21 protein-coding genes are annotated in these 23,230 nt (G+C 27.4%); 4 read left to right on the top strand and 17 right to left on the bottom strand.

Annotated features, from left to right (window positions below):
• Positions 1 to 4: 4 nt before the first annotated feature.
• The 16 genes from ACXYRO_RS01990 to ACXYRO_RS01915 form a co-directional block, all read right to left on the bottom strand.
• On the bottom strand, positions 5 to 1,942 hold the full coding sequence (locus ACXYRO_RS01990; protein WP_458614154.1) for an ABC transporter ATP-binding protein: 1,938 nt from the start codon (positions 1,940 to 1,942) through the stop codon (positions 5 to 7).
• The gene (locus tag ACXYRO_RS01985) at positions 1,932 to 3,680 is read right to left on the bottom strand and encodes an ABC transporter ATP-binding protein (RefSeq protein ID WP_458614153.1); all 1,749 of its coding nucleotides are present in this window, start codon (positions 3,678 to 3,680) and stop codon (positions 1,932 to 1,934) included. The genes ACXYRO_RS01990 and ACXYRO_RS01985 overlap by 11 nt, the downstream gene beginning before the upstream one ends.
• The gene (locus ACXYRO_RS01980) at positions 3,680 to 4,000 is read right to left on the bottom strand and encodes a hypothetical protein (RefSeq protein ID WP_458607356.1); all 321 of its coding nucleotides are present in this window, start codon (positions 3,998 to 4,000) and stop codon (positions 3,680 to 3,682) included. Before ACXYRO_RS01980 ends, ACXYRO_RS01985 begins: the two co-directional genes overlap by 1 nt.
• Complete coding sequence (locus tag ACXYRO_RS01975; protein WP_458614152.1) at positions 4,000 to 7,764, bottom strand: DEAD/DEAH box helicase; 3,765 nt, start codon at positions 7,762 to 7,764, stop codon at positions 4,000 to 4,002. Before ACXYRO_RS01975 ends, ACXYRO_RS01980 begins: the two co-directional genes overlap by 1 nt.
• A 6-nt stretch (positions 7,765 to 7,770) precedes the next feature.
• Entirely contained in the window at positions 7,771 to 8,127 is a 357-nt protein-coding gene (locus tag ACXYRO_RS01970) for a PTS glucose transporter subunit IIB (RefSeq protein WP_458607354.1), read from the bottom strand.
• A gap of 216 nt (positions 8,128 to 8,343) precedes the next feature.
• On the bottom strand, positions 8,344 to 9,393 hold the full coding sequence (locus ACXYRO_RS01965; protein WP_458614151.1) for an FtsZ/tubulin family protein: 1,050 nt from the start codon (positions 9,391 to 9,393) through the stop codon (positions 8,344 to 8,346).
• A complete protein-coding gene (locus tag ACXYRO_RS01960) occupies positions 9,393 to 10,547 on the bottom strand; it encodes an MAG3720 family protein (RefSeq protein WP_458614150.1) in 1,155 nt (384 codons plus the stop codon). Before ACXYRO_RS01960 ends, ACXYRO_RS01965 begins: the two co-directional genes overlap by 1 nt.
• Positions 10,548 to 10,558: 11 nt before the next feature.
• Positions 10,559 to 11,461: a 16S rRNA (cytosine(1402)-N(4))-methyltransferase RsmH gene (gene rsmH / locus ACXYRO_RS01955; RefSeq protein ID WP_458614149.1), complete on the bottom strand. Its 903-nt coding sequence runs from the start codon at positions 11,459 to 11,461 to the stop codon at positions 10,559 to 10,561.
• The gene (locus ACXYRO_RS01950; RefSeq protein WP_458597347.1) at positions 11,461 to 11,886 is read right to left on the bottom strand and encodes a division/cell wall cluster transcriptional repressor MraZ; all 426 of its coding nucleotides are present in this window, start codon (positions 11,884 to 11,886) and stop codon (positions 11,461 to 11,463) included. Before ACXYRO_RS01950 ends, rsmH begins: the two co-directional genes overlap by 1 nt.
• Before the next feature lie 209 nt (positions 11,887 to 12,095).
• On the bottom strand, positions 12,096 to 12,770 hold the full coding sequence (locus tag ACXYRO_RS01945; protein WP_435130478.1) for a potassium channel family protein: 675 nt from the start codon (positions 12,768 to 12,770) through the stop codon (positions 12,096 to 12,098).
• Between the two features lie 8 nt (positions 12,771 to 12,778).
• Positions 12,779 to 14,566, bottom strand: a complete 1,788-nt coding sequence (locus tag ACXYRO_RS01940) for a potassium transporter TrkG (RefSeq protein ID WP_458614148.1) — start codon at positions 14,564 to 14,566, stop codon at positions 12,779 to 12,781.
• A 15-nt stretch (positions 14,567 to 14,581) separates the two neighbouring features.
• On the bottom strand, positions 14,582 to 14,818 hold the full coding sequence (locus ACXYRO_RS01935; protein WP_458597349.1) for a YneF family protein: 237 nt from the start codon (positions 14,816 to 14,818) through the stop codon (positions 14,582 to 14,584).
• A gap of 16 nt (positions 14,819 to 14,834) precedes the next feature.
• Positions 14,835 to 15,956, bottom strand: a complete 1,122-nt coding sequence (locus ACXYRO_RS01930) for a M42 family metallopeptidase (RefSeq protein WP_458614147.1) — start codon at positions 15,954 to 15,956, stop codon at positions 14,835 to 14,837.
• Between the two features lie 65 nt (positions 15,957 to 16,021).
• The gene (locus ACXYRO_RS01925) at positions 16,022 to 16,615 is read right to left on the bottom strand and encodes a hypothetical protein (RefSeq protein ID WP_458614146.1); all 594 of its coding nucleotides are present in this window, start codon (positions 16,613 to 16,615) and stop codon (positions 16,022 to 16,024) included.
• Positions 16,605 to 17,327, bottom strand: a complete 723-nt coding sequence (gene rlmB / locus ACXYRO_RS01920; protein ID WP_458614145.1) for a 23S rRNA (guanosine(2251)-2'-O)-methyltransferase RlmB — start codon at positions 17,325 to 17,327, stop codon at positions 16,605 to 16,607. Before rlmB ends, ACXYRO_RS01925 begins: the two co-directional genes overlap by 11 nt.
• A gap of 15 nt (positions 17,328 to 17,342) precedes the next feature.
• On the bottom strand, positions 17,343 to 18,563 hold the full coding sequence (locus tag ACXYRO_RS01915) for a class I tRNA ligase family protein (protein WP_458614144.1): 1,221 nt from the start codon (positions 18,561 to 18,563) through the stop codon (positions 17,343 to 17,345).
• Positions 18,564 to 18,714: 151 nt separating this feature from the next.
• Here ACXYRO_RS01915 and ACXYRO_RS01910 point away from each other — a divergent pair, with 151 nt between their 5' ends.
• The 4 genes from ACXYRO_RS01910 to ACXYRO_RS01895 are packed head-to-tail and all read left to right on the top strand — an operon-like array spanning position 18,715 to position 21,515.
• Positions 18,715 to 19,503, top strand: coding sequence for a DNA-methyltransferase (locus tag ACXYRO_RS01910; RefSeq protein WP_458614143.1), 789 nt, complete (start codon positions 18,715 to 18,717; stop codon positions 19,501 to 19,503).
• Positions 19,504 to 19,533: 30 nt separating this feature from the next.
• Positions 19,534 to 20,337, top strand: a complete 804-nt coding sequence (locus ACXYRO_RS01905) for a hypothetical protein (RefSeq protein WP_458614142.1) — start codon at positions 19,534 to 19,536, stop codon at positions 20,335 to 20,337.
• Between the two features lie 3 nt (positions 20,338 to 20,340).
• The gene (locus tag ACXYRO_RS01900) at positions 20,341 to 20,583 is read left to right on the top strand and encodes a hypothetical protein (protein ID WP_458614141.1); all 243 of its coding nucleotides are present in this window, start codon (positions 20,341 to 20,343) and stop codon (positions 20,581 to 20,583) included.
• The gene (locus ACXYRO_RS01895) at positions 20,571 to 21,515 is read left to right on the top strand and encodes a hypothetical protein (RefSeq protein WP_458597356.1); all 945 of its coding nucleotides are present in this window, start codon (positions 20,571 to 20,573) and stop codon (positions 21,513 to 21,515) included. Before ACXYRO_RS01900 ends, ACXYRO_RS01895 begins: the two co-directional genes overlap by 13 nt.
• A gap of 247 nt (positions 21,516 to 21,762) precedes the next feature.
• On the opposite strand, the gene ACXYRO_RS01890 is transcribed toward ACXYRO_RS01895, so the two are convergent.
• Positions 21,763 to 23,154, bottom strand: coding sequence for a DUF2179 domain-containing protein (locus ACXYRO_RS01890; RefSeq protein ID WP_458597357.1), 1,392 nt, complete (start codon positions 23,152 to 23,154; stop codon positions 21,763 to 21,765).
• Positions 23,155 to 23,230 lie beyond the last annotated feature (76 nt).

Here is a 23,230-nt window from a genome sequence, read left to right as displayed (position 1 = left end):
AGTGTTAGATATTTTGTTTTTGTGAATTATTTCATAACTGAAAGTATTTACCTTGATTTTGTAGCAGTTGCTGGTGACTACCTTGCACGATAATTTGTCCAGCATTAATTACTAATATCAAATCAGCATTTTTAATGGTGCTTAATCGATGCGCGATAATAAAAGTAGTTCGATTTTGCATTAATTTATCCATCGATGTTTGTATTTGAGATTCAGTTAAGGTATCTATATTTGATGTTGCTTCATCAAAGATTAAAATAGGTGGATTTTTATAAGTAACCCTTGCAATTGTAATAAGTTGTTTTTGTCCTTGCGAGAGTTTGCTACCACGATCTTTGAGGTAGGTGTGTTCTTTAGCATCCAATTTATTTATATGCTCTGTTAAATTTGAAACAAGAATGGATTTATGTAACTGTTGCTGGTCAATTGCATCGAATCCGTAAGTTATGTTGTTGGCTACTGTGTCAGAAAATAATGATGCATCCTGTAAAATCATACCTATCACCTTGCGTAGTGAGTTTTTATCAATCTCTTTGATATTAATCCCGTCGATATAAATATCCCCGCTATTTTGCTCATAAAAGCGTATTAATAAGGAAGTGATGGTGGTTTTACCAGCGCCAGTTGGCCCAACTAGTGCGATTTTACTTCCTGCTTTTGCTTTAAATGAGATGTTTTTTATAGCAATATTTTGATCATATCCAAAAGACACATTATCAAAAACAATCTCTCCTTGAACTTTTTGATAACCTGTTAAATATCCATATGCATCAGTAAATTTATATGCTCAAAATGCTGCATCTGATTCAGATTCGATGTATTGGTTGTTTTTTAAAACAACTTTAACAGTTTGGATGTTACCGTGATTGATTTCTGGGGATTGCTTAAGAATATCAAACACACGTTTACCACCTGCTAATGCGATGATTATCGAATTGGCTATTTCTAAAATAGAAGAAACAGGACCAGAAAAACTTTTAGCAAACTGAGTAAATGCTATTAATACCCCAACACTTAATCCGAAACCCTCGCTTTGTCCGTTGATCAATAAAATTGCTCCAAAAACAGCTACAATAATATATCCTATGTTACCTGTCCACATTGCAAACGGAAACAACAAATCAGCATAACCACGGGCTTTTAGTTCGTCTTGGTATAAAGAATTTGAATATTTTTGATAATCATTTAAAACATTTTGCTCTTGACCAAAGATTTTTAATGTCTTTAAATTTGATACTACTTCTTCAGTAAATCCTGATAAAGCACCATTGCTTCTTTGACGCTTGATAAATCCTTTTTTAGATTGCATCCCGATAAAATATGAAAACATTAAAATCAGTAACATCACTGCAAGCATAATTAAGGCAAGTTTTCAATTCAGCGAAAACATAACTACTACTGAAACACTTAAAGTGATAAATGTATCAATAACCTTAGGAAGCGAGTTAGATAAAAAATCCCTTAATGTATCAATATCGGATGTAAAGCGAGCCATTAAGTCGCCTTTAGAATTAGCATCAAAGAATGCAATGGGTAGACTTTGAATATGCTTATATAAGTTGCTACGTAACTTAGTTAATGTATGATTCGAAACTTTAATTAATAATCTTTTTCAGATAAAACCAGCGAAAACTGTTATAAAAAATCATACAGCTGATAAAGCAACAACAATATAAAACCATTTATAGTTAAATGTTTTTGCATAATTTTGTGCATTAGCAGAAAAATTATTTAAAAATCCATCAATAATAATTTTTCCGATAAAAACTTGATTATATAACAGACCACCTGAGCCAATAATGATTAAAAACAAAGAAATAATTAAAACTATTTTATTATCTTTTCATAGTAGTTTTAAAATATTTTTAAAGGTAGAAATTTTTTGTTTATTTGTTAGTTTTGGAACTTGCTTAGCAAAAGAGGTATGAAAATTATTTCGCATCAAGACCTCCTAAAGCACCTTGCAACATATTTAGTTTCTGATAATATGAATTAGTTTTTATAAGTTCATTGTGAGTACCTACATTTGTTATCATTCCATTTTCAATCACAACAATTTGATCACAAATAGCAAGTGAAGCAATTTTTTGTGAAACAATAATTTTGGTAGTTTTAATGTTATTTAAAACTGATAAAATACTTTTTTCAGTTTTAGCATCTAATGCTGATGTTGCATCATCTAAAAGTAGTATTTTAGGATTTTTAATCAATGCTCTTGCTAAATATAACCTTTGCTTTTGTCCACCTGATAAATTTTTACCACCCTGTAAAATTTGATAATCCAATTGTTCTTTTTGACTTGCTACAAAATCTCAGATGCAAACTTGTTTTAGCACATCGATAATTTGCTCATCGCTGGCATCAGGATTACCTCATTTGATGTTATCACGAATGCTTCCTGAAAAAAGTGATGTATCTTGAAAAACTGCTGAAATACCAGAGCGAAGCGAAGAAAAAGAATAATCTTTTACATCAATTCCATCTATTAAAACACATCCATCGGTTGCATCATAAAACCTTGGTATCAGCGAAAGTATGCTGCTTTTTCCTGATGATGTAGCACCAATTATCCCGATACTTTGACCTACCTTAATTTTTAAATTAATGTTTTCTAATGAGTTGAAAGAGTTACCATGATATTTTAAGTACACATTTTTAAATTCAACTTCACCTAAAATTTCTTTATTAATGCAAGTTTCTTTTTCAATAATCGAAACTTGATGCTTAATTAGCTCATTATATCTTTTAGCACTTGGTATAGAGCGAAACAGTTCACCTGAGATGTTTAAAATCCCTAGAAAAGAACCAGTTATCATTCATATGTAAGTTGAAAAAGCTGTAATAGTACCGATTTTTATTTTTTGTGCAAGCACTTGATTTACTCCAATAACAACTAAAGTAATCACTGACATAAAAATGGTATTCATAATCACAATATGATATCAAGTAAAAACCTTTTCACCTTTGATGTTAATATCTCGCATTTGATTGTTTACAGCATCGTGGTTTTGTGCTTCTTGGTTTTCTGTTACATATGATTTAATCAGCCTCATAGAATTAAGGTTTTCTTGCAACTTTGTATTATATTGATCAGATTTTTTAAATGTTTTATAAAAAATCGGGATACCGTATTTTCACATAATTAAAAAGAAACCAAATAATAATGGTAAACTGACTGCAAAAATAATTGATAGCACACCTGATTGTGTAATAGCGAAAACCAAAGAACTGATAAACATAATTGGTAGTCTAAATAATGGTCGGCCCATAATACCATACAACTTTACAATGTTATCAATATCGGTATTAAGTCGGTTTACAATCACACCTGTTGAAAATTTATCCATATCTTCAAATGAAAAAGTTTGTATTTTGGAAAAAAGTTTTAAACGTAAATTCTTTGCAAAACGATACCGAGCAATAACATTTAAATAAGCACTAAGCATAGTGAAACCACCGATTAAGATACCAAAAGAAACTAATAATGCAGCATTTTTAAGCACAATGTGATATTTATCATCATAGTTTTTGAATGCATCAGAAACTGTATCAGTGATGTCTTTAACAAATAAAGGCATATATGTTTCTAAAATGATGCTAGAAACACCTAGCAAAATAGTAACCAGAAATAAAATTCTGGTTCCATAGGTAATAGAAAATAAAGAAATTTTATGATTCATTATTTAATGTGTCCATCGTTAATGCATTTGCAATCCACATTTTCAGTATTTAATGTATGTGTAGTGTTAAGAAGATCAAAATATTTCTTTTTAAATTTTTTATTTAAAAAGTAATAAGTGAATAAACCTTTTTTGTTAGCATCAATGATGTTTTTTTTCTTTAGGTCGCTAAGGTGTTTTGAAATATTGGCTTGTTTGCTTTTTAAGGTTTGAGCAAGTGTTAAAACATCGCATTCTTGTTCGTGACAGGTAAATAAGTGCAAAATAATTTTTCGTTTAATATTTTTTGAAAGTATTGATAAAACATCAGAAAGGTTCATTATTTATCCTTTCGTTCTATTTTCATTTCAACAGTTTTGGTAAATTCATCAACATCTTTTAAAAAGTCATCATTTACCACGGTTTTAGTTTGCTCATCAGATATTTCATCGGTATTACTCATAATTCAATCTTTTGGATCTTCGTATAAATAATCTGTTGTCAAATTATCAAAAGTTGATTTATTATCAACTTTTATCCCAATTGAATCTCAATAATCACTTTCATTTTCAGTAAATTCTACTTCTTTGCTGACGTTTAAATATACCGGTGCTGTAACTTCTTCATCTTTACCAATCACAGCAACTGATGCATCTGAATCATCTGGGATTGAAATATCTTCGGTTTTGACATCAAGGGTTTGATTTCCTGTTTCTTCTTTAATATCTTCATTAGTTTGGATACTCTGACTAAAAATTTTATGTAATTCTGCATCTAAATGATCATCATTTTGGATAAGTGATGTAAGAATCATAGCATCATTTTTATCTTCTTCAATTGAATGATAATTAATTTGTTGGGTAACCTTTTTAACTTCTGTATTTTGCTCTTGCTGCAAGGTATTTTGAGAACTTGTAAGTTTAATATCAGCATCAGTAGCAACAAAAATATTAGTTTTATTTAAAATGTAGGTATTGGTTGGTTGGTTTTCTGAAACTACTTCATCAAAATCAAATCATAAACTAATTTGATTTTGCATAGTAATTCAATTGATTGGATTAATTACAATAACATCGTATTTTTTAGCCTTTAAGAAGCGATATTTATCGCGGATGGCTAAATATCCATTTATAGCATTTTCTCCGTATTCAAAAGTGTCAAAAAGCACACATTTATAAGGTTTTTCATTCTTAGTAATAACTAAATCGATGTCTAAAGATCCGATGTTATATTTGGTAAATAATTCATAATTGTGTTTACCTTTAATAATATCTTCAAATTCAGTCTTCACAAGTTCTTTAAATCAAGTTACTTTACTTTGGTTTTCTACCGATGAATCAAGTTTTTTAGATGCAAATGTTTCTTTTAGAAGCTCTCTTTTTGAATCAGCATCCCTTTCTAAAAACTGTAATCATTTTTTAAAAATAATTAAATCATCCGATGAATTTGGCAGAATTTGTATATCATCTGCTTTAATAGTTTTGATCACTATCATTTTCTCTTTAGCACGCGATATAGCAACATTCAAAGCATTTGAACCACCACTTCGTGAAACATATGTAGAATTTAACTTAGTGGATTTATCATATGAAATAGTAGCAATTACTAAGTCTGCTTCATCTCCTTGGATATTTTCGATGTTGCGGATTAATAGTTTTTTTTGATTAATTGCTGCTTCTAAATTTGGATGGTATGAATAAATTAGGTTAGTTAAATAATCACTTTGTCGTGAGTTGAATGCTAATAAAATGATTTTATTATATTTATCTAAATTTAAATTAAGTAACTGTAATGCCTTTTGTGCTTCAACTTTGTTGTGATTATCTTCTCAGTTTCCATCAACTTGATATACTTCAACTGAATTTTCATCACTAGCAGATGCATTATCAACTACATCAAGTGATGATTGGTAAAAGTGTTTAGATGAAAAAGTCATTAATGCAGCATTTTTAGCACGATAATTTTTATCTAAAATAATTTGATATACTCCTAATGATAAAGCATAATCAAGTAGTGAATCCACTTTACCAAAAATGGTATCATCAGTGTTTCGTGAACCAAATCAGTTGCTTGGACGCATTTGTTGTTTATCTCCTGCTAATATCTTAGTTTTAGCTAAATATAAAATCGGTAAACCTTTTTCAATGAATATTTGACTAGATTCATCTAAGATTGCATAATCAAATTCTTCTTTATTTCAAGCAGATAAATCTGTATCTGGTGTTACTACAATTACAGGGAAGATTAATTTAATCATTTCAGCATATTTTTTAACAAAACGATATGGTTCAAGATTTTGGATGCGAACACTTTGTGAAAATTCACGATATAATCGTTGCAATTGTGGGTTAAATTCTTTGATTTGCTTTACATAGCGCTCTAAGGTAATGTTTTTAACTATCTCAGCACTTAATGTTTGCTGATCGAAATTGATATTTTTAGATTCGTTGATAATGCGATTTAGGTATTTTACCGAGTTACTAACATTTTTAATAGAATGAAAATTGTTTATTAATCGGTATAAACTTCCTGAAAAGTTGCTTAATTTGTTTTCGATCTGCTTAGCAACATCGCGAATCTTTCAATATTTTTTCATAAAAAATAAGAAATAACTATTATTTTCTTTTAAAATGCTTTTTGCAACTTTTCCTTCTTGTAAGGTTGATGAAGGGTAAATAATATCTTTTGGTAAATCATTAATAAACTGTGGATCATTTTCTAAATCGACATCCATTTTGTATTTGTATAAATAGTAATATGCTTGAAATAGTTGGTTTATCCCATCTTGATTCAGGATATTATTTACATTAACAATATGTCTGCTTTCTTGTTGGCTTATTACTGGATATTTTTGTAGTTGTTGCTTTGAATCAAAATTTTCCAGCATATCAAGGTATTCTTGAATAGGTTGATAAAACTTTTTCTTTTTAACATCTTTATAATTAAGTAAAAATAAACAAAATTTACTTAAAATTCCAAGACGTTCATTAATAACATCTAAGGCAGCTTTCTTTTGTGAAGCAACAATAACTTTTTTACCATAAATTAAAATATTTGTTATTAAATTAACGATTGTCTGTGATTTTCCAGTTCCAGGAGGCCCTCAGATAATGGTATTTTGCTGTAATGCAGATAAAACTGCTTTATCTTGTGAAAGATTGGATTTAGCAACATTAAATAATGAAATATTTTCATTTTTAAGAAGTTGTATCACTTTGTTTTTATATTTGTTTTTATCAAATTCAACCTTAAAAATATCATTAATTTCATCGTTATTAATAATTTCTTTCATCCGATTGCGTGAATATCCACCTCAAGGTTGAAAAATCCCTAATAACATACCCTTATGAAACATTAAGTTTTCATTAATAATCAAATCACTGCGAAGTGGAGTAAATTTATCATATAAATCATTAGGTAAGGTAAATAAATTGTTTCAATCGGTTTTTAGTTTTTCAAAAATTGCATTAATTTCAAAGTTCTCAAAGTTAGAATCGATGTTAAGGTTAAATCCTGAGTTGTTTAAAAAGAAAATGAGTTTTTCATTAACTTTAATATCTCCATCTGAAAATAAATAAGGAATAGTATTTTTAAATTTAATTTGAACTTCTTTAAAAAACATTGGCGCATAAATAACTTTGTCATCTTTGCGCAGTGAAACAAACAAAAATCCGATGTGTAACGGTCATGTATTGGTTTCATCCAAAATGGATGTTACTTTATTATCTAAAATTTTTCATTTGCGAATCGCTTTTTGTTGTATATGTTCTAAAAAATTAATCACATTTTTTTGTTCATATTCAAAATTAACCTTAAAATCTACCTTAGATGTTCTTATATATTTGTTTGCTTTTGATTCTAAAAGAGATTTTAAAGAATTAAAATCGTAAGTATTTTTAACTTGATCGATAAAATCGATCAAGTTTCCATCTAATAAACTGATCTCAAATTTTTCCTTATTCAAAACTTCTTTAAAATCTTCAAGACGTAAAAGATTATAAATATCTACACAATTATTTTCACTAAGTTTAGTAAAAATTGATGCATCATTTTGTGAGATATCGAGCAAATTATCTAAAATTACTTGGTATTTGTTTTCTTGCATAAGTACCTACTTGATATATTTTGCTAAAGCATCTGCTACTGCTGCTGTATATTGTTCAAAAGTGATAGAAATAGAATTAGATTTTAAAAACAACCCACGAACACCTTTTAAAGCCTTTATTGACTGTATATCAATTATTTTAGTATCTTTTAAAGTGATATTAACTCTGTAGTGTGTATTGGTTATTTCGATAATATTTTCATGTTTTAATGCATTAATTAATGTTTGAATTTTAAATGGTAAATTGTTTTCTTGGTAAATAGTATTTTTTTGATGATTTTTACTTTTATTTTTTCATTTTAATCAAATGAATCCAAAGGTTATAATGGTATAAAAAATAATAATTCAGGTTCTTTTTTTCATATATTATTAATTTTACAACATTTACCATAATATAAAATAGAATATATGAATTTAGTCAAAATTTACTTATTTTTTTTAGTTGTTTTTAATTCAATTTAACTAAAAATTTAAATAATTAATTATTTTTATATAATAAATATTATTATGCTTATTTATATAAAAAAACTAGTAAATATTACTAGTTTGCAATCTATAATTCTGATTAATAATTATCTTCTAAGACTTCGAGAATCATGAATCATACATTGAATTATAGTTTTTTTGATTCGAAATAATTTTTGTGTTTTCTGAGTTTATTTGCTTCAATCCTTGCGAATATTTTGCATCAGTAGATTCAACATCATTTATATGTAAATTTTTTATATTATTATCAAGAGAATTATTTCGATTTACTAAATTTTGATTTATTCCACTTATAAATACATTTACATCTATAAAACTAAATGATTTTTGTTGATAAACTATATTTTTTATAATTTGTACATCATTAGATAAATTAAAATATTTAACAATTTCAGAAATTATTCGGCTAATTTCTTTATTTGTGTTGACATCTGTTTTAATGTTTACAAAAACTTTTGCAGCATTTTGGATTTGGGAATCATTTAAATTATATGTAGAAAACTTCTTAATTATTTTACTACTTAAATTGCTTCCGGATGCTTTTGCAGCAGTAATATAAGTTAATCCTGAATTCTCTAACGTCTTCTTTAAATTTGCAAGATTTATTGAATTATTCGCATTTTCATTTAAGAAGTTAATTAAATAACTTAATTGTAAGTTTGCGATTTTATTAATTTCTTGATCTGGAAAGTCTGGATACATATGATGTATTTTTTGCGTTGATACAAAAGTGTATGCATCAGAACATTCAATGATTTTATCTAAATATTGCTTTATATTAGGTAAATATGAATTTTGTAAAGGTATTTTGATAACTGAAACAACTAATTTGTTTAGCATTTTTGCTAATTTTGTTATTGTAGGAGTTAACCAAGTTCCCACATTGTCTATATAACTGCTGATTAACACAATTTCAGCATCTGCTAGTATATTTTTTAACATTAATGCATCAATATGACTGCTAAAGTCATCGGTATTATCTTTTAGATTCTCATTTATTAATATTTTGCTTTCACAAGAACTTTTACTAAATTCTTGTTTATTTGCAAAAATTGCAATATATTCAATTTCATCATTTTGCTGAAAAGAAATTGGGTTTTCACAAAAACTACCACATATATCTAAAATTTTAATACTTTTCATTAATGTTTAAAAGCAAAGATTCTTTGTCAAAAACTTTTGTTTTTAATATATGTTAAATCAATTTCACGTGTAACGGTTTGTAAGTGTCCGCTATCATCATAGTTAAATGAATTAGCAAAAATAATTGACTGTTTAATAATTGGATCAAGTTTATGTATCAAATTAAAACCACTTTGGGTAATGGAATTTAATTGATAAAAACCTTTCAGTAGTTTTGAATCAATGTTTATTTGCTCTGTAAGTTTTTTAGTTATGAAGTCTGTTAATAAGTCATTGCTGCTATTAATTCAAACTTTTAATTCTTTGTTATTATATTTTAAAATTTGGTTGATTTTTGAACATAATATATTTACAAAGTTTATCAAAAGTGAATATATATCATTGTTGATTTCATCGAGAATTTGACCAGAATCACAAGATAAAATTTCATTGATTCTTGCAAAAATAACTTTTTTACTTAAATTTTGATCTAAAAACTTATTTACTATAACATCTGTACCCATTGCGATGTTAATAGTATTGAGAATATAGCCATTTTTTATAAAACTTACATAAATATTACTATCACATATGTTAACTAAAAGGTTGTTATTTTCTTGATTAAGTGAGCTTGCAAGAATTTGTTGAAAGGTTGCAAGTGTGTATGTAATATTTTTTTTGTTTAAATTTGTCAAGTATTTATATGTCTTTACAAGAAAGGAATTTAATTGTAAATTATTTGTTTTAACAAATAATTGACTTTGAAATTGATGCAAACTTTGATAATCTTTGTCTTTTGGAAAAGTATCATAGTATTTATAAACACCATTATAAAAAGTTTGATATTGGTAGTTAAAGGTATTCAAATGAATAAAATCTTCAATTTGCTCAGGTTTTTCATTTAAAACATCTGTATTAACTTGCTTTTGACTAAGGATGTATTTAGTTTCTAAAAATAAGTCATCTTTTAAATTGATATTAATAAAAATATCATCTTTTTTGTATTTTTTGGTATAAGTGTTGATTTTATCTTTAATAAAATCTAAAATAATTATGGATTTTTGATAATAGATTTTAACATCTTCGGCGATTTTGCTAAAGTTGTTATTTGAATTTTTAATAGAAGAAAAGTAAAAATGATTTTGATGAATATTGAAATTTAAAAATATTTTCATTTTAACTCCTTCTATATTAATTTAGTTAATTTACGTAATTTTGCACTTTTTGAGCGTCGATTAATTTGAATTTCTGCTTGAGTAGGCAAAATTTGCTTTTGAATAAATGCTTTTGGTTCTTGAATCGGTAATTTGCTTGGTAGTTTTGACTTACAAAGCTGATTAAAATGCTCTTTTACTACCTTATCTTCAATTGAATGAAAGGTGATAATTACTAAGGAAGTATTGATTTTTAACAAATTAATGGCATCTTTTAGCATTGTTTTTAAAGAGTTGATTTCATCGTTTACTTCGATGCGAATTGCTTGAAATACAGGTTTTGCAGGATTTTTAGCACGTAATAATGCAGCAGGATATGCTCTTTTTATCACATCAACTAATTTTAGTGTTGTTTCAATAGGACGCGATGCTATAATGGCTTTCGCAACCCGACTAGCAAGTTTTACATCAGCGTATTTATATAGCAACCGTACTAAATCACTTTCACTATATTCGTTAACTACCTTATAAGCAGTTAATTGTTGATCTTGATTCATACGCATATCTAAAATTGCATCTTTGTTGTAGCTAAATCCACGGTGACCTTGATCGATTTGTGGAGATGAAACACCTAAATCAGCAATAATTCCATCAACTGAATAAACACCTAAATCCGATAATCTTGATTTTATATCTTTGAAATCACTTTTGATTATCGTGAAGTTATTCGATACTTTTTTAAGACGTTCAGATGCTATCTTAATAGCATAGTCATCTTTATCAAAAGCATACAAGTGTCCGTTTTCAAGTTGCTTTAATATCGCTTCTGAGTGACCACCCATTCCAAGGGTTAAATCGATATATATTCCATTTTTATCTATGTGCAAGGATTCGATGCTTTCATTAAGGAGTACAGAATAATGTAAGTTTGTCATTATAGCAGCGAAATTTTTTCTGCTAATGCCGACATATCTGAAAGTGATATTTCAGCATTTTCTGCATCAAATTTTTCCTTAGCTCAAATTTCAACAAGCGAACCCATACCCACAAATGTTATTTCTTTTTTGATAGCAAGATCAGTAGTAATTTTTTTCGGGATGCTAAAACGACCCACTGAATCTAGTGTGGCTAAAAAGGAATTACCAAGAATAAATCTAGTTACCTTTCTCACATCCTTATTAAAGAAGCTTTTTGATTCAATATTTTGACGGTATTTATCAAATTCTTCAATACTGCGTAGTTCGGCATTACCATCAAAACCGATGCTAACCATAAATTGATTACCCAACTGTTCTTGAAAGACTGGAGGTAAGATAACACGGTTTTTGTCATCTAGGTTTCTTGTATGTTGTCCAACCATTACCACGTCCTCCCACTATCTAATAAAATTCTACCACTATTTACCACCACTTATAAATAAAATTTTAATATTTTTTATCTTTTTAGTTTCTTAATCAATTTTGTTTTGACTAAAACAAAAGAAAACACCTATTTTTATGTATATTTAAAAATAGGTGTTAAAAAATTTGTGAAAAAATTTTCCACATTTTATCTATGTGGAAAATAATTTTAGTTTTGGTTATTAAATCATTCAAAGGCAGCAGTAACATTTTCTATTTCACCGATAACAGTAACTGTATCATTTTCATGTAAGACAGTATCAGCAGTTGGTCTAATTTTCTTTTGTTGGGTTTTAATTAACACGATTGTTATTTCTCATTTGTTTAAATTTAGATCTCGAATTGGTATATTACAAATACTTTTGTTTTTAATTACAGAGTTTCCTAACACAAAACCATCACCGAGTTCTTGTAGATTCTTGCTATATAAAATAAATTTTTCATTTGATGCAATTAATGCAGCACGGATTCCAGCTTCTTGTTCAGGCCGCAAAATTGCACTAACACCAATTTGTCTTAGCACCCTTGCATGACGACGACTTACAGCGCGAGCGATAATGTTTTTAACTTTTAATTCTAATAAGGCTGCAATGATTTCAATGTTATCAGGGACAGCAACAACGATTGTTCCGATTTTTTCTACTCCAATTGCTTTTAGTAATTTTGTTTCCGCAGCATCACCTACTATAAGTCTTTGTGCATCATCTTCATAAAGTTTTAACCGTTCTGAGTCGGTATCGATAATTGTAATTTGCTTACCTAATTTAATTAACTCTTCAACAACGGCCTGTCCGAAGCGACCTAACCCGATAACAGCGATGTCATCGCTTTGTTTAAATTTCATATTTTCTCCTAACCGATTGCTAGATCAGCATCGATGTATTCATAACTGCGATCTTTTGATTTCTTACGTTTTCATACCAACAAGGTTGATGAAACACCGAATTGACCGATAAACATTGTTAATATTAATGCAAGTTTTGAAGCAACATTGAGATCTTTAGTTATTCCAGTGCTTAATCCGGTAGTTCCGAAAGCACTAGAAACTTCAAAAATGATATGCATTGGATCATAATAAGGTTTTGATAAATTTGAACCAGTTTGCATCATATTTGATGTACTGATGTGTCCACCTGAAACATCAAAGGAAGTAAATGTGATTAAAGTGACAAAAAAGACTAAGACAAAAGCTAAAATAAAAGTTTGTGTAGCCATAAAGACGGTTTTTTGTTCAATAGCACGTTTAAACATTCTTACCCGTTTGCGACCCATTAAAACAGAGATGGTAGTCATTAGCAAGACAGCAAAAGTAGTTGTTCGTATTCCACCACCTGTTGATGATGGTGCAGCACCAATAAACATCATAGCTGTTCATATTAAAATTGAACTTGCACTAAAATCTCGTAAATTCACACTTGAAAAACCAGCAGAACGTGTTGAAAAAGTTGTGAATATTATCGCAAAAGTTTTATCAAAATTGTTTCCGTACATATAACCTTGATTAATATAATGTTTTAAATTTTCAAGATTATCCTTACTTGTGTTTAATAATTTGTATATTTTTAATTCTGAATCGCTAAGATTATTTGAATTTGTGATATTTAAAAGATGTGGAAGTTTTTGGTTATTATTAACTGCAGATAATCAAGTATTGTATTCTTGATAATATGCTCCTGGGATATAAACTTTATTTCAGATAGTATTTTGTGATTTAGATGTTGCTTCAAAGGAAATTGTTAAAATAAAACCTACTAAAAATACTAAAATATAGGAAATAATTGAAACTTTGGTAAATAAACTAAAGCGATGTTTTCCTTGGTATCTACGGATTTTATGTTTTAAATAGCGATGGATATCATATATTGTTGGATAACCTAAGCCACCTATCACAAAAAGGATGATAAATCATATTTGTAATCCAAAATTAAGATAATAAGGCATGATTGAATTACCAGAAATAATGTCAAAACCAGCATTATTGATAGCTGAAATAGTGTGAAAGAAACCAAATCTAAATGAGTGTGCTCAGTTTTTATAAGGATTTATATATTCGCCTTGTGTTTGTAAATATGATTTAATTCCTAATGTTTGTTGTGGTGGAGTGTAATAAAAATAAATCGACATTAAAATACTTGAAATAAGTATGACAATTAATAAAAATTTCAAAGAAGATATAATTAATTTTATAGTTACATTAACATCCGAACTACCGCGTTCATGCTGGAGCAGTTGCACATTTCCAATTGATGTGATTTGTCTACCTAATAAATAATTGAAAATAAAGAATTTTAAGGCAAATATCCCGATTCCACCAAGTAAAATTAAAATAGCAATAATCGCTTGACCAAAATAATTTCAATGTGAAAAAGTATCATAGACAACTAATCCGGTATCTGAAAAAGCACTCGCTGTTGTAAATAAAGCATTGATATAATTATCAAATGAAGTTCAGTTATGATTATATGTCTTTTGAGTAATTGGACTTCAAAGCAGTAAACTAAAAATCAAAACTACAAAAAAATAAACAATTAAAAGATATTTTAATTGCGAAATATTTCTGCGTCAGTTTAAAAATTTTATAAATAACTGGACTAATTTTAAAGACTTAAGGAATTTACGAACCTTAAACCAAAAACTCATGTAACTCCTTAGAGATTATTTATCAGATTGCATAGAACGCATAATTTGTCTAATTTGTGATTCACTAGCAGTGCGTCCCATTTGTTTAAACATTATTCGAATTTGTTTTTCTGTAATAGGTGGATTTTCTTTAAGTTGTTTTTGAAACATTTTTTTTGCAACAATAAATGTTACAACTGCAGCGGCAAAAATAACAAAAATGATAACACCTATCATCATACCAACAAATGCTCCTGTTGACATTTCAACCATTGTTACTCCTTAATAATTAATTATACTTAATTTTTTGATATTCTGAATCATTAAAATCCTTAAGAAAATTAACTATCAAATCACTAGCAGCTAATAAATCAGAAATTGCACAAACCCCGATGGGACTATGTAAGTATCTTTGTGGTAGTGAAATTGTTAACACAGATGCCCCACCTGGAGCAAATTGTAATTCCTTAGCGTCAGTTCCTCCACCAGCAGCAACAAATTTATAAGTAGGAATTTGATATTTATTTGATATTTTTATAAATGCATCAATTAGTTTTGGGTCCATCAAAGTTCCACCATCTTTTACACGGATTGCAGCACCTGCATTTAATTTGGTGCTACCTGGTATAGTTGCATATGTATCATGTGAAGATGTAGTATCAAGAGCAATTGCAATATCTGGGTTAATAATTGAAACTGATGTTCGAGCACCACGGGTTCCAACTTCTTCTTGTACAGTTCCTACTAAATATAAATTTACATCTAAATCACAATTGGCTATCTGTGAGGCAATTTCATCTAAAACTGCTACACCTGCACGATTATCCATTGCTTTTCCACCAATTAAATTTGTATCATTGAACAAAATTGTTTCACCTGATAAATAAACTCTATCCCCTATTTGAACTCCTGCAGCAATTGCTTGTTCTTTTGAATAAAAACCAAAATCTGCATATAAATCATTATTTGTAAGAGCTTGTGAAATTTTTGATGCTTCCATAATATGGATGCTGGTATGCCCGAAAACACCTATATACTCTTGTTTTGATGAAGTGATTAATTTTGCTTTAGTTCCAATAACAACAGAGGCTCAAATTCCGCCTACTGGAGTTAAAAGAAGTTGTCCAGTTTTGGTAAAATCACGAACTAAATATCCTACTTCGTCCATATGAGCAGCAATCATAACTTTTGGAGCATTAGGATTCTTTGCTTTTTTATAAAAAATAATTGAACCAAATTTATCTCTAGATACTTCAAAATTATTACTAATATTTTTACGAAGCAAACTTGCAACAGGTTCTTCGTAACGCGACATTGCATCAGTTTGCATATAAGAAATTAATTTATTTTTAAATTCATTTTGTCTTGGTTCTGTAACATTATAAGATGGTTTATTGCTTTGATTTGACATAATTTCCTTTTGTAATATATTCTACCAAATTTTAAAAAATAGCCCATAATTATTGGACTATTTTTTTAGAAGAAATCAGTAATTTTTGCTCGGATGTTTGTTGTAATTTCTTTTTGTTTTGAATTTGTATAATGCATTTTATTATTATTTAATAAGTTTTGCAAATAATTTCTTTCTTGTTCATTTAACAGATGCATAATTGAAATTAATTTTACATATGCTTCGTTTTTATTGTTTCTTTCTTGAAAGTTTTTATATCATGAAAGTTTGTTTTGCAAACGATTGAAATTTATATTGTGTCTACCGATCTTGTTTTCAAAACGACTTTGACTTCCATAATGAGCATTAAAAAAATTGATAATGCGATACTTTAGCATACTTCAAAAATAGTTAGCAAAAGGGATGTCCTGCTGATTACGTTTTGATTTTAACATCTGCAGTAATTCATAATATGCTGCATTTAATATCTCATCAAAACTAAATACATGATCAAAATATACATTTTGGATTTTATGACATACAGCGAATAAAATTTGCTGGTATTGCTTTATAAATGATTGAATAATCTGATTATTTGTGATGTGTTTTTTGTTTTCATCCAAGTTTAAAAACTCAATAACTTCTGAATCAAGATTTTTGATCTGGAACTTAGTCCTCATTTAATTTACTGATATAATCAAAAAGGATAATACCAGTTGCAACCGAAACATTTAAAGATTGTATGCTTCCGTATTGTTTGATATAAACACTTTGATCGCAGACTGACAAAACACTTTTTGAAACTCCATCTCCTTCATTTCCTACAACTAAAATAGTTGGTTTATTATATTTTATTTGTGTGTGTGGAATTGCCTTAGCATCTAAGGTAGTAGCATAAGATCAATAACCAAATTTTTGTAGTTTTAAAATTGTTGCCGAAAGACTAGATACTTTGTAAAAATTGATATTTACAAAACCACCAGATGCAACTTTTAACACGGTAGAATTAATTAAAACACTTTTTTCTTTTGGAATAATAATGTCTTTGATTCCGGCTGCATTAGCAGTTCTAATGATTGCACCAAAATTATGTGGATCTTGTAAATGATCTAAAATTAAAATACATTGTGGTTTGGTTTTAATTATAAGATTTATATCTTTATAATTAAAACCATCTAATATACCAATAAAGCCTTGGTGGTTTTCCTTGGTTATATTATTTAAAAAAGCATTATCCTTTATTTCTGCATTGTTAGTGTTCTTTAAAAATTTAGTGTATTCTGCTTTAGCTAAATATATTTTTTTAAATTTATATTTAGCAGCAATTGCATCGAGCAAGGTGTTTTTCCCACACACTAATAATTCTTTCATATTTTCTTTAAAATTTTTCATAACATTTGTCCATATTTAGACCAATTTTTGTTCTATTAAGGTATTTCTGAGTAAATCTGCATTTTGGTAGTCTTTATTTTGCAGATGTTCTTGTCATTGATGATATATTTTGACATAAGGTAGATAATCAAAATCACAGATATCAAATCTTAAGGTACTAAAAATTTCAGTAAGTAAACTAATATCATTACTTTTTTTATTGATATTAATGTTTTTAATTAAATCATTAATCTTTTTATTAAAATCAGAAAATTTTTGTTGATATAAAAGTCGCATAATATTTTTGTATTTATCTTTATCATAGTTGCTTTTAATATTTTTTAGGTATTTTAAAAAGAAGATTTTCTTAATTTTCTTTAATAAAATTTCGATATTGTTTATTGCATTATCATCGATGTTAATATTTGCTGTAAAAGAATTTAGTAAAAATAATAATTTTAGGTGATCACCTGTATATTTATTCAAAAAGTCTTTTGCTAAAATAAAATTTTGTAATGATTTAGACATCTTTTGTCCTTTTAAATTAATTTGTCCAGTTCGCAATCATTTCTTGGTAATATCATTATCTGTTACTGCAAAATATTGGATATTTTCATTTTCATGATGTGGAAATGTCAAATCCATACCGCCTCCATGGATATCGAGTCCATCATTATTAAAATGTTTATAAACTAAAGCTGCACACTCAGTATGTCAACCTGGCCTACCAATTCCAAAAGATGAATGATATTTTATCCCTTTATCGGTTGTTTTTCATAAAACAAAATCAGCATAAAATCTTTTATGTTCACTAAGATTTTCATCAAAAATCATATGCTCTATTTTTTGTTTTGATACTACGCCATAGTGTGATAAGTTATTTTTTACACTAAAATATAATGAATTTTGTGACGTATATGTATGATTTTTTACTGTCATTTTTTTTATAAAATCTTCAATAATATCCAAATTTTTTGTAACATATTCATATTGATAAACTGTGTCAACTTTTAACTTTTTTAAAATATCTAAATAATAAGTTGCATACTTTGTAGCTATTTCTGATTCGCTGACATTTTCTTGTAAAGCTCTATTAATGATTTTATCATCGATATCTGTTATATTATGTATAAATTTAAAGTCGATATTTAATGCTCTGGCAGCTTTTAAAATAAGATCCATAGTTAATATTGGTCTAAGGTTCCCGATATGCACATCATTATATACAGTAGGCCCACAAACATAAATTTTTAGCATATGATTATTATATAGTTTTTCAAAAGAAGAGAATTAAAGAACAAAAAATATGGAATTTATTCAACAAAAACATCAAAAATAACAATATATAAAACGTTTTGTGAAGATATTCATATATTAAGATTTATAATATAAAAGTTATAGGAGTAATATGGAAGTTAATAAAGTGTATCAGATGGATGTTATTGAGTTTTTAAAGAATTTAAAAGATAACTCAGTTGATTTAATCATTGCAGATCCACCTTATAATTTAAATAAAAGCAGTTGAGATAAATTTGAATCTAATCAGGAATATTTTGAATTTATGTATTCTTGATTAGATTTAGCAGTTAAGAAATTAAAAGATACAGCAAGCATATATTTGTTCAATAATTCATATAATTCTGCTTTCATTTTAGTTTATTTAATTAACAAAGGGATGTTATTTAAAAATAATATTATTTGATATAAAAAAGATGGTTTTTCACCAAGTAAGAAAAAATATGTTAATAATCAAGAGACAATTACATTCCTAACAAAATCTAATAAATATACATTCAATTATAATGATATAAGAACTGAATATCTTTCGAAGAAGCGACTTTTGAATGCTAAAAACAAAGGGATAATTAAAAAAGGGAAACGATGAACACCTAATCCGAATGGTAAATTATGTACTGATATTTGAGAAATTCCGTCGGTTAGACATACGAATAAAGTTAACGGCAAGGTTGTGAAGACTAATCATCCAACACCGAAACCGAAAACAATGATTGAAAGAATGATAAAAGCAAGTTCTAATCCGGGAGATCTTGTTTTAGATTTATTTAGTGGTAGTGGTGTTACATCATTTGTAGCAAAAGAATTAAATAGAAATTTCATAGGATGTGAGTTAGATTCAGAATATGTTATGAAAATAAACATAAAATTACTAGATATAAACAAGCAGCAGCAAAAATAATTGTTATAATTTATAACTTATAAGGATTTTATGCAAAAGAATTATCAAGAGATTTATAAACATTTATCTAAATCACAAATACCGTTAGAAGATTTTAAAAAGACAAGGTTATTTAGTTATTTATCTAATTTAGGATACCAGTTATCAAAATTCAAAAATATGAATCAAAAATCATTGTATTATATACACTTTACATCTTTTTGTAATATTTATCAGCCTAACAAAATAAGGTTAAGAAATGATTCGTTTTTAGATGATGTGATAAATAAAAAAGATTCTATTTTAGTAGCTGGATACCGTGAAAATAAAGATGTTTACTTAGTTTTTATGAGTAAATCATTTTTTGGTTATAACAAACAAGTATCTGTATCAAATTCATTTATTTTAATGGAATATAGTGATTTAAAAAATAAGATACTACCATTAAATTCGGATGTAATTTTGCCTTATTGAATTAAGAAAAATAAGCAATCAAAAATAAAATATTTATACTATGTAACATCGAATGACTTTGATGAAGAAATTTTTGATAATTTTAAAGAAACAGTTAATAAGATGAATTTTAATCCATATTCTGAAAATATGAAAATTCAAAATTCACTTATAAACAAAGGTCCAAAAATAAACCAAAATGAAGTCTTAAAAATTAGAAGTTTTTGAAATTATAAATGTGCCTTGATAAACTCAAATTATGACTATAAATGCCCACTTGGTGAAAACATTGATATAGATAAATTAAATAATTACGGTTTATCTTATGTAGACATTCATCATATTGTTCCAAAATGATATTTTATTAAGTATTTTAAGGATAAAGGTGAAATAATTGATTAAAATATGATTCATAGTAGCACAAATTTAATTCCATTGTGTGCTGCTTGTCATACAGGGATTCATAAAGGCTCTTCGAAAGAATCTATTAAAAAAGAACTTAGCTTTAAAATAATTAATTCGCTTTATAACAATTTATTTAATAAAAATATACAAAGTGATTTTGATAGTTTTATTATCAAAAATACTGATATCAAAGAAATAAAAAAATTATTTGAAATTTATACGGATGAATTATGAAGAAATTAATTGTCTGGGATTTATTTGGTGGTGGTCAAAACTCGGTATTTAATGCAATAAATGAAGATAAATATTTAAAAGACAAATTTGAAATATATACATGAGATATTACTGAACCTACTAGAAACAACCATTATAAATTAGATTTAGCATCAGATAATATAGTGCAATTATTTTGAAAATATCCTAGACCTGATATTATCGTTGCTAGTCCATTGTGTCAAAGTTTCAGTTGTGTTTTAGCAATGAAAGGTGGAGGAACTCCTTTTTGAAAGCTAAATGAAACCAAGGATTATGTTTTAGAACGAAGTGTAGAAGAATTTGAAAGATTAAAGGGTGGTTTTACTAAAAATTTAAAGGCAGATGTGCAACTTTTTATCAAACGTCTGGGTGAAAAATGTTTAAATAATACAATTGAATTAATAAAGTTTTATAAACCAAAATATTTTTATATTGAAAATCCTAAACAATCAATGATGTGAAAATATATACAATTTAACCGTAAAGATTTTCACAATGAAAATCATTACTTTAATGAAGCAAGCTATGGAAAATATGGTTTTCTAACAACTAAAGCAACTTATTTTTATAGCAATTTAAAATTAATTTTAAAAAAAGGAAGAATCGATCCACCTTATACGATACAAGAAATTAATGGTGAAAAGTATTATGTATTAAAAGATGATCACAACATTAAACTTAGACGCGATTTGGATAGTAGGATGTTAGGATTGGCTTCATTGAATCGGATGATTAAGGCTCGTAAAGTCAAAAGTGGTATGGGTGCAATGGATTTTGTGCAAAGATATAAAACACCTGTTCAAAAAAATAAAATGGTAAATGAACAAATATGTGAAGCAGGACCCGCTTCTGCCATACCTCATTCATTGATAATAGATATTTTTAATCAAATTTTAAATGATGTAGAAACGAAAGAGTAAGAAATACATTTAAAAGTATTTTAAATTAAAAAAATGGAACAAATGTGGAAATAATTTTATTCATAGAATAAAAAAGTTAATTTTATTTGTAAATATTTAATATTTTCAAATACTTTAATTATAATTATTTAGCCTTGTACCCCCAAGGTAAAAAATAATTCTCAAATTGTGTAAAGTTATTCATTTATGTCCTTTTGCTAGTAGCAAATAATATGATGATACAAAAAAACCAAGGAAACTTGGTTTTTTAAAATTTGTTTTGTGGTAAGAAAATGTGTCCATCAATGCTGGTAACATCGGATATTGCTATAAATGCATCGCTATCTATTTTTCGGACATCTTTTATAATTCGATTTACTTGTCTAAACAATGTAATTGATGTAACAACATCTAATAATTCATTTGAATAACCACCTTGTGCTTTAAACAAACTTACACCTGTAACAATTTTACGGTCAACTTTAATGATTTGAGCGATTTCTACTGCTTTTTTGAGTGAGTAAATTTCAACACGGACTAACTTAAATTTTGGATACAACTTATTTAAAACAATGATATAGACAATATTTGTTAAGATTGTTGCAACAAAATTCGGAGATAAATATAATTGAAATGATCACTTTAAGGAGTTTATTTGAGCAAGTTCATGACCAGAAATATTACCTGATTTTGATGCTGCTTCCAAAAGTAGTGAACCAGGCAATCATGAACCAATTAACACACCAATTAAAACAATTATAATGTTAATATTACCTGAAATAGAACCAAATGATTTTTGCTTAGTATTTGCATATCATTCACCAATAATCCCTGTAACTCCAGCAGTTCCACCGATTATCTGAATAATTGCAAAAATTCATGCAAGTAAAAATCCGTATATAATAGCAAAAACAAATAATGCAATAATATTTCCACCATCTTTTCAGGTTAGTGGGATTATCCCGCTTAATGGTTGCTGTCATTCAGAAAGTGATTTTTTAATTTCAGCATTTGAAAAATCACCAATTAAGTAGATTGAACCAATATTATGAATAAATCCTAATCCGAAGGAAACTAATGAAGAAACAACTAAAAAAATTACCGTTAAATTCGTAAATAATTTACCTATTTTTTTATAACCAAAAATAAATATCGGTATGCTTAGGATAATATAAGCTAATCAAAAGACAAATTGATCTAAAAAGTTGCGAATTCCTAGTGTAACACTTCCTTTTGGAAGCAAAACAATTAAAAGTTTTGATAAAGCTTGTCCAAAAGTTGCTAATCCAAAGTTATAAATTCCGACATTTTTAACTAAAAAAACCGAAATAACGCCAAAAAAGACAGCAGCAGCAATTGTAATTAAAACAAGTTTTCAAAAAGGTTTTTGTGAATAAAGCAAACTTAGTTTCAATCCGAAATTTGCCATTTTGGTTCTTTTATAAATGGTATTTTTTTTAACTAAACGAGTTTTTCTTTCGCTGGTTCCTGCTAGAATTTCTCCAATTTCTAATGTAAGTGTTTTTCGTGATATTTTTGAAATTAAACTATTATCATTTTCGGCTTTTTTGGTTTCTTCAAAAATTGGATCACAAATGCTGGTTTCATTTGTTACATTTTCTTTTTGAGTTTCTAACGAATCATTTTTGTTTTCTTGCATCAAACCTCCTTTTACATAGTAAAAAAATAACAAATTCTTGTTAAGTTTTTTATTAGAATAATTATATTCTTTTTAA

The organism is Mycoplasma sp. 4013, from assembly GCF_054353875.1.
Note: the sequence above shows the minus strand (reverse complement) of the source record. Positions and strands in the feature narration are given on the sequence as shown.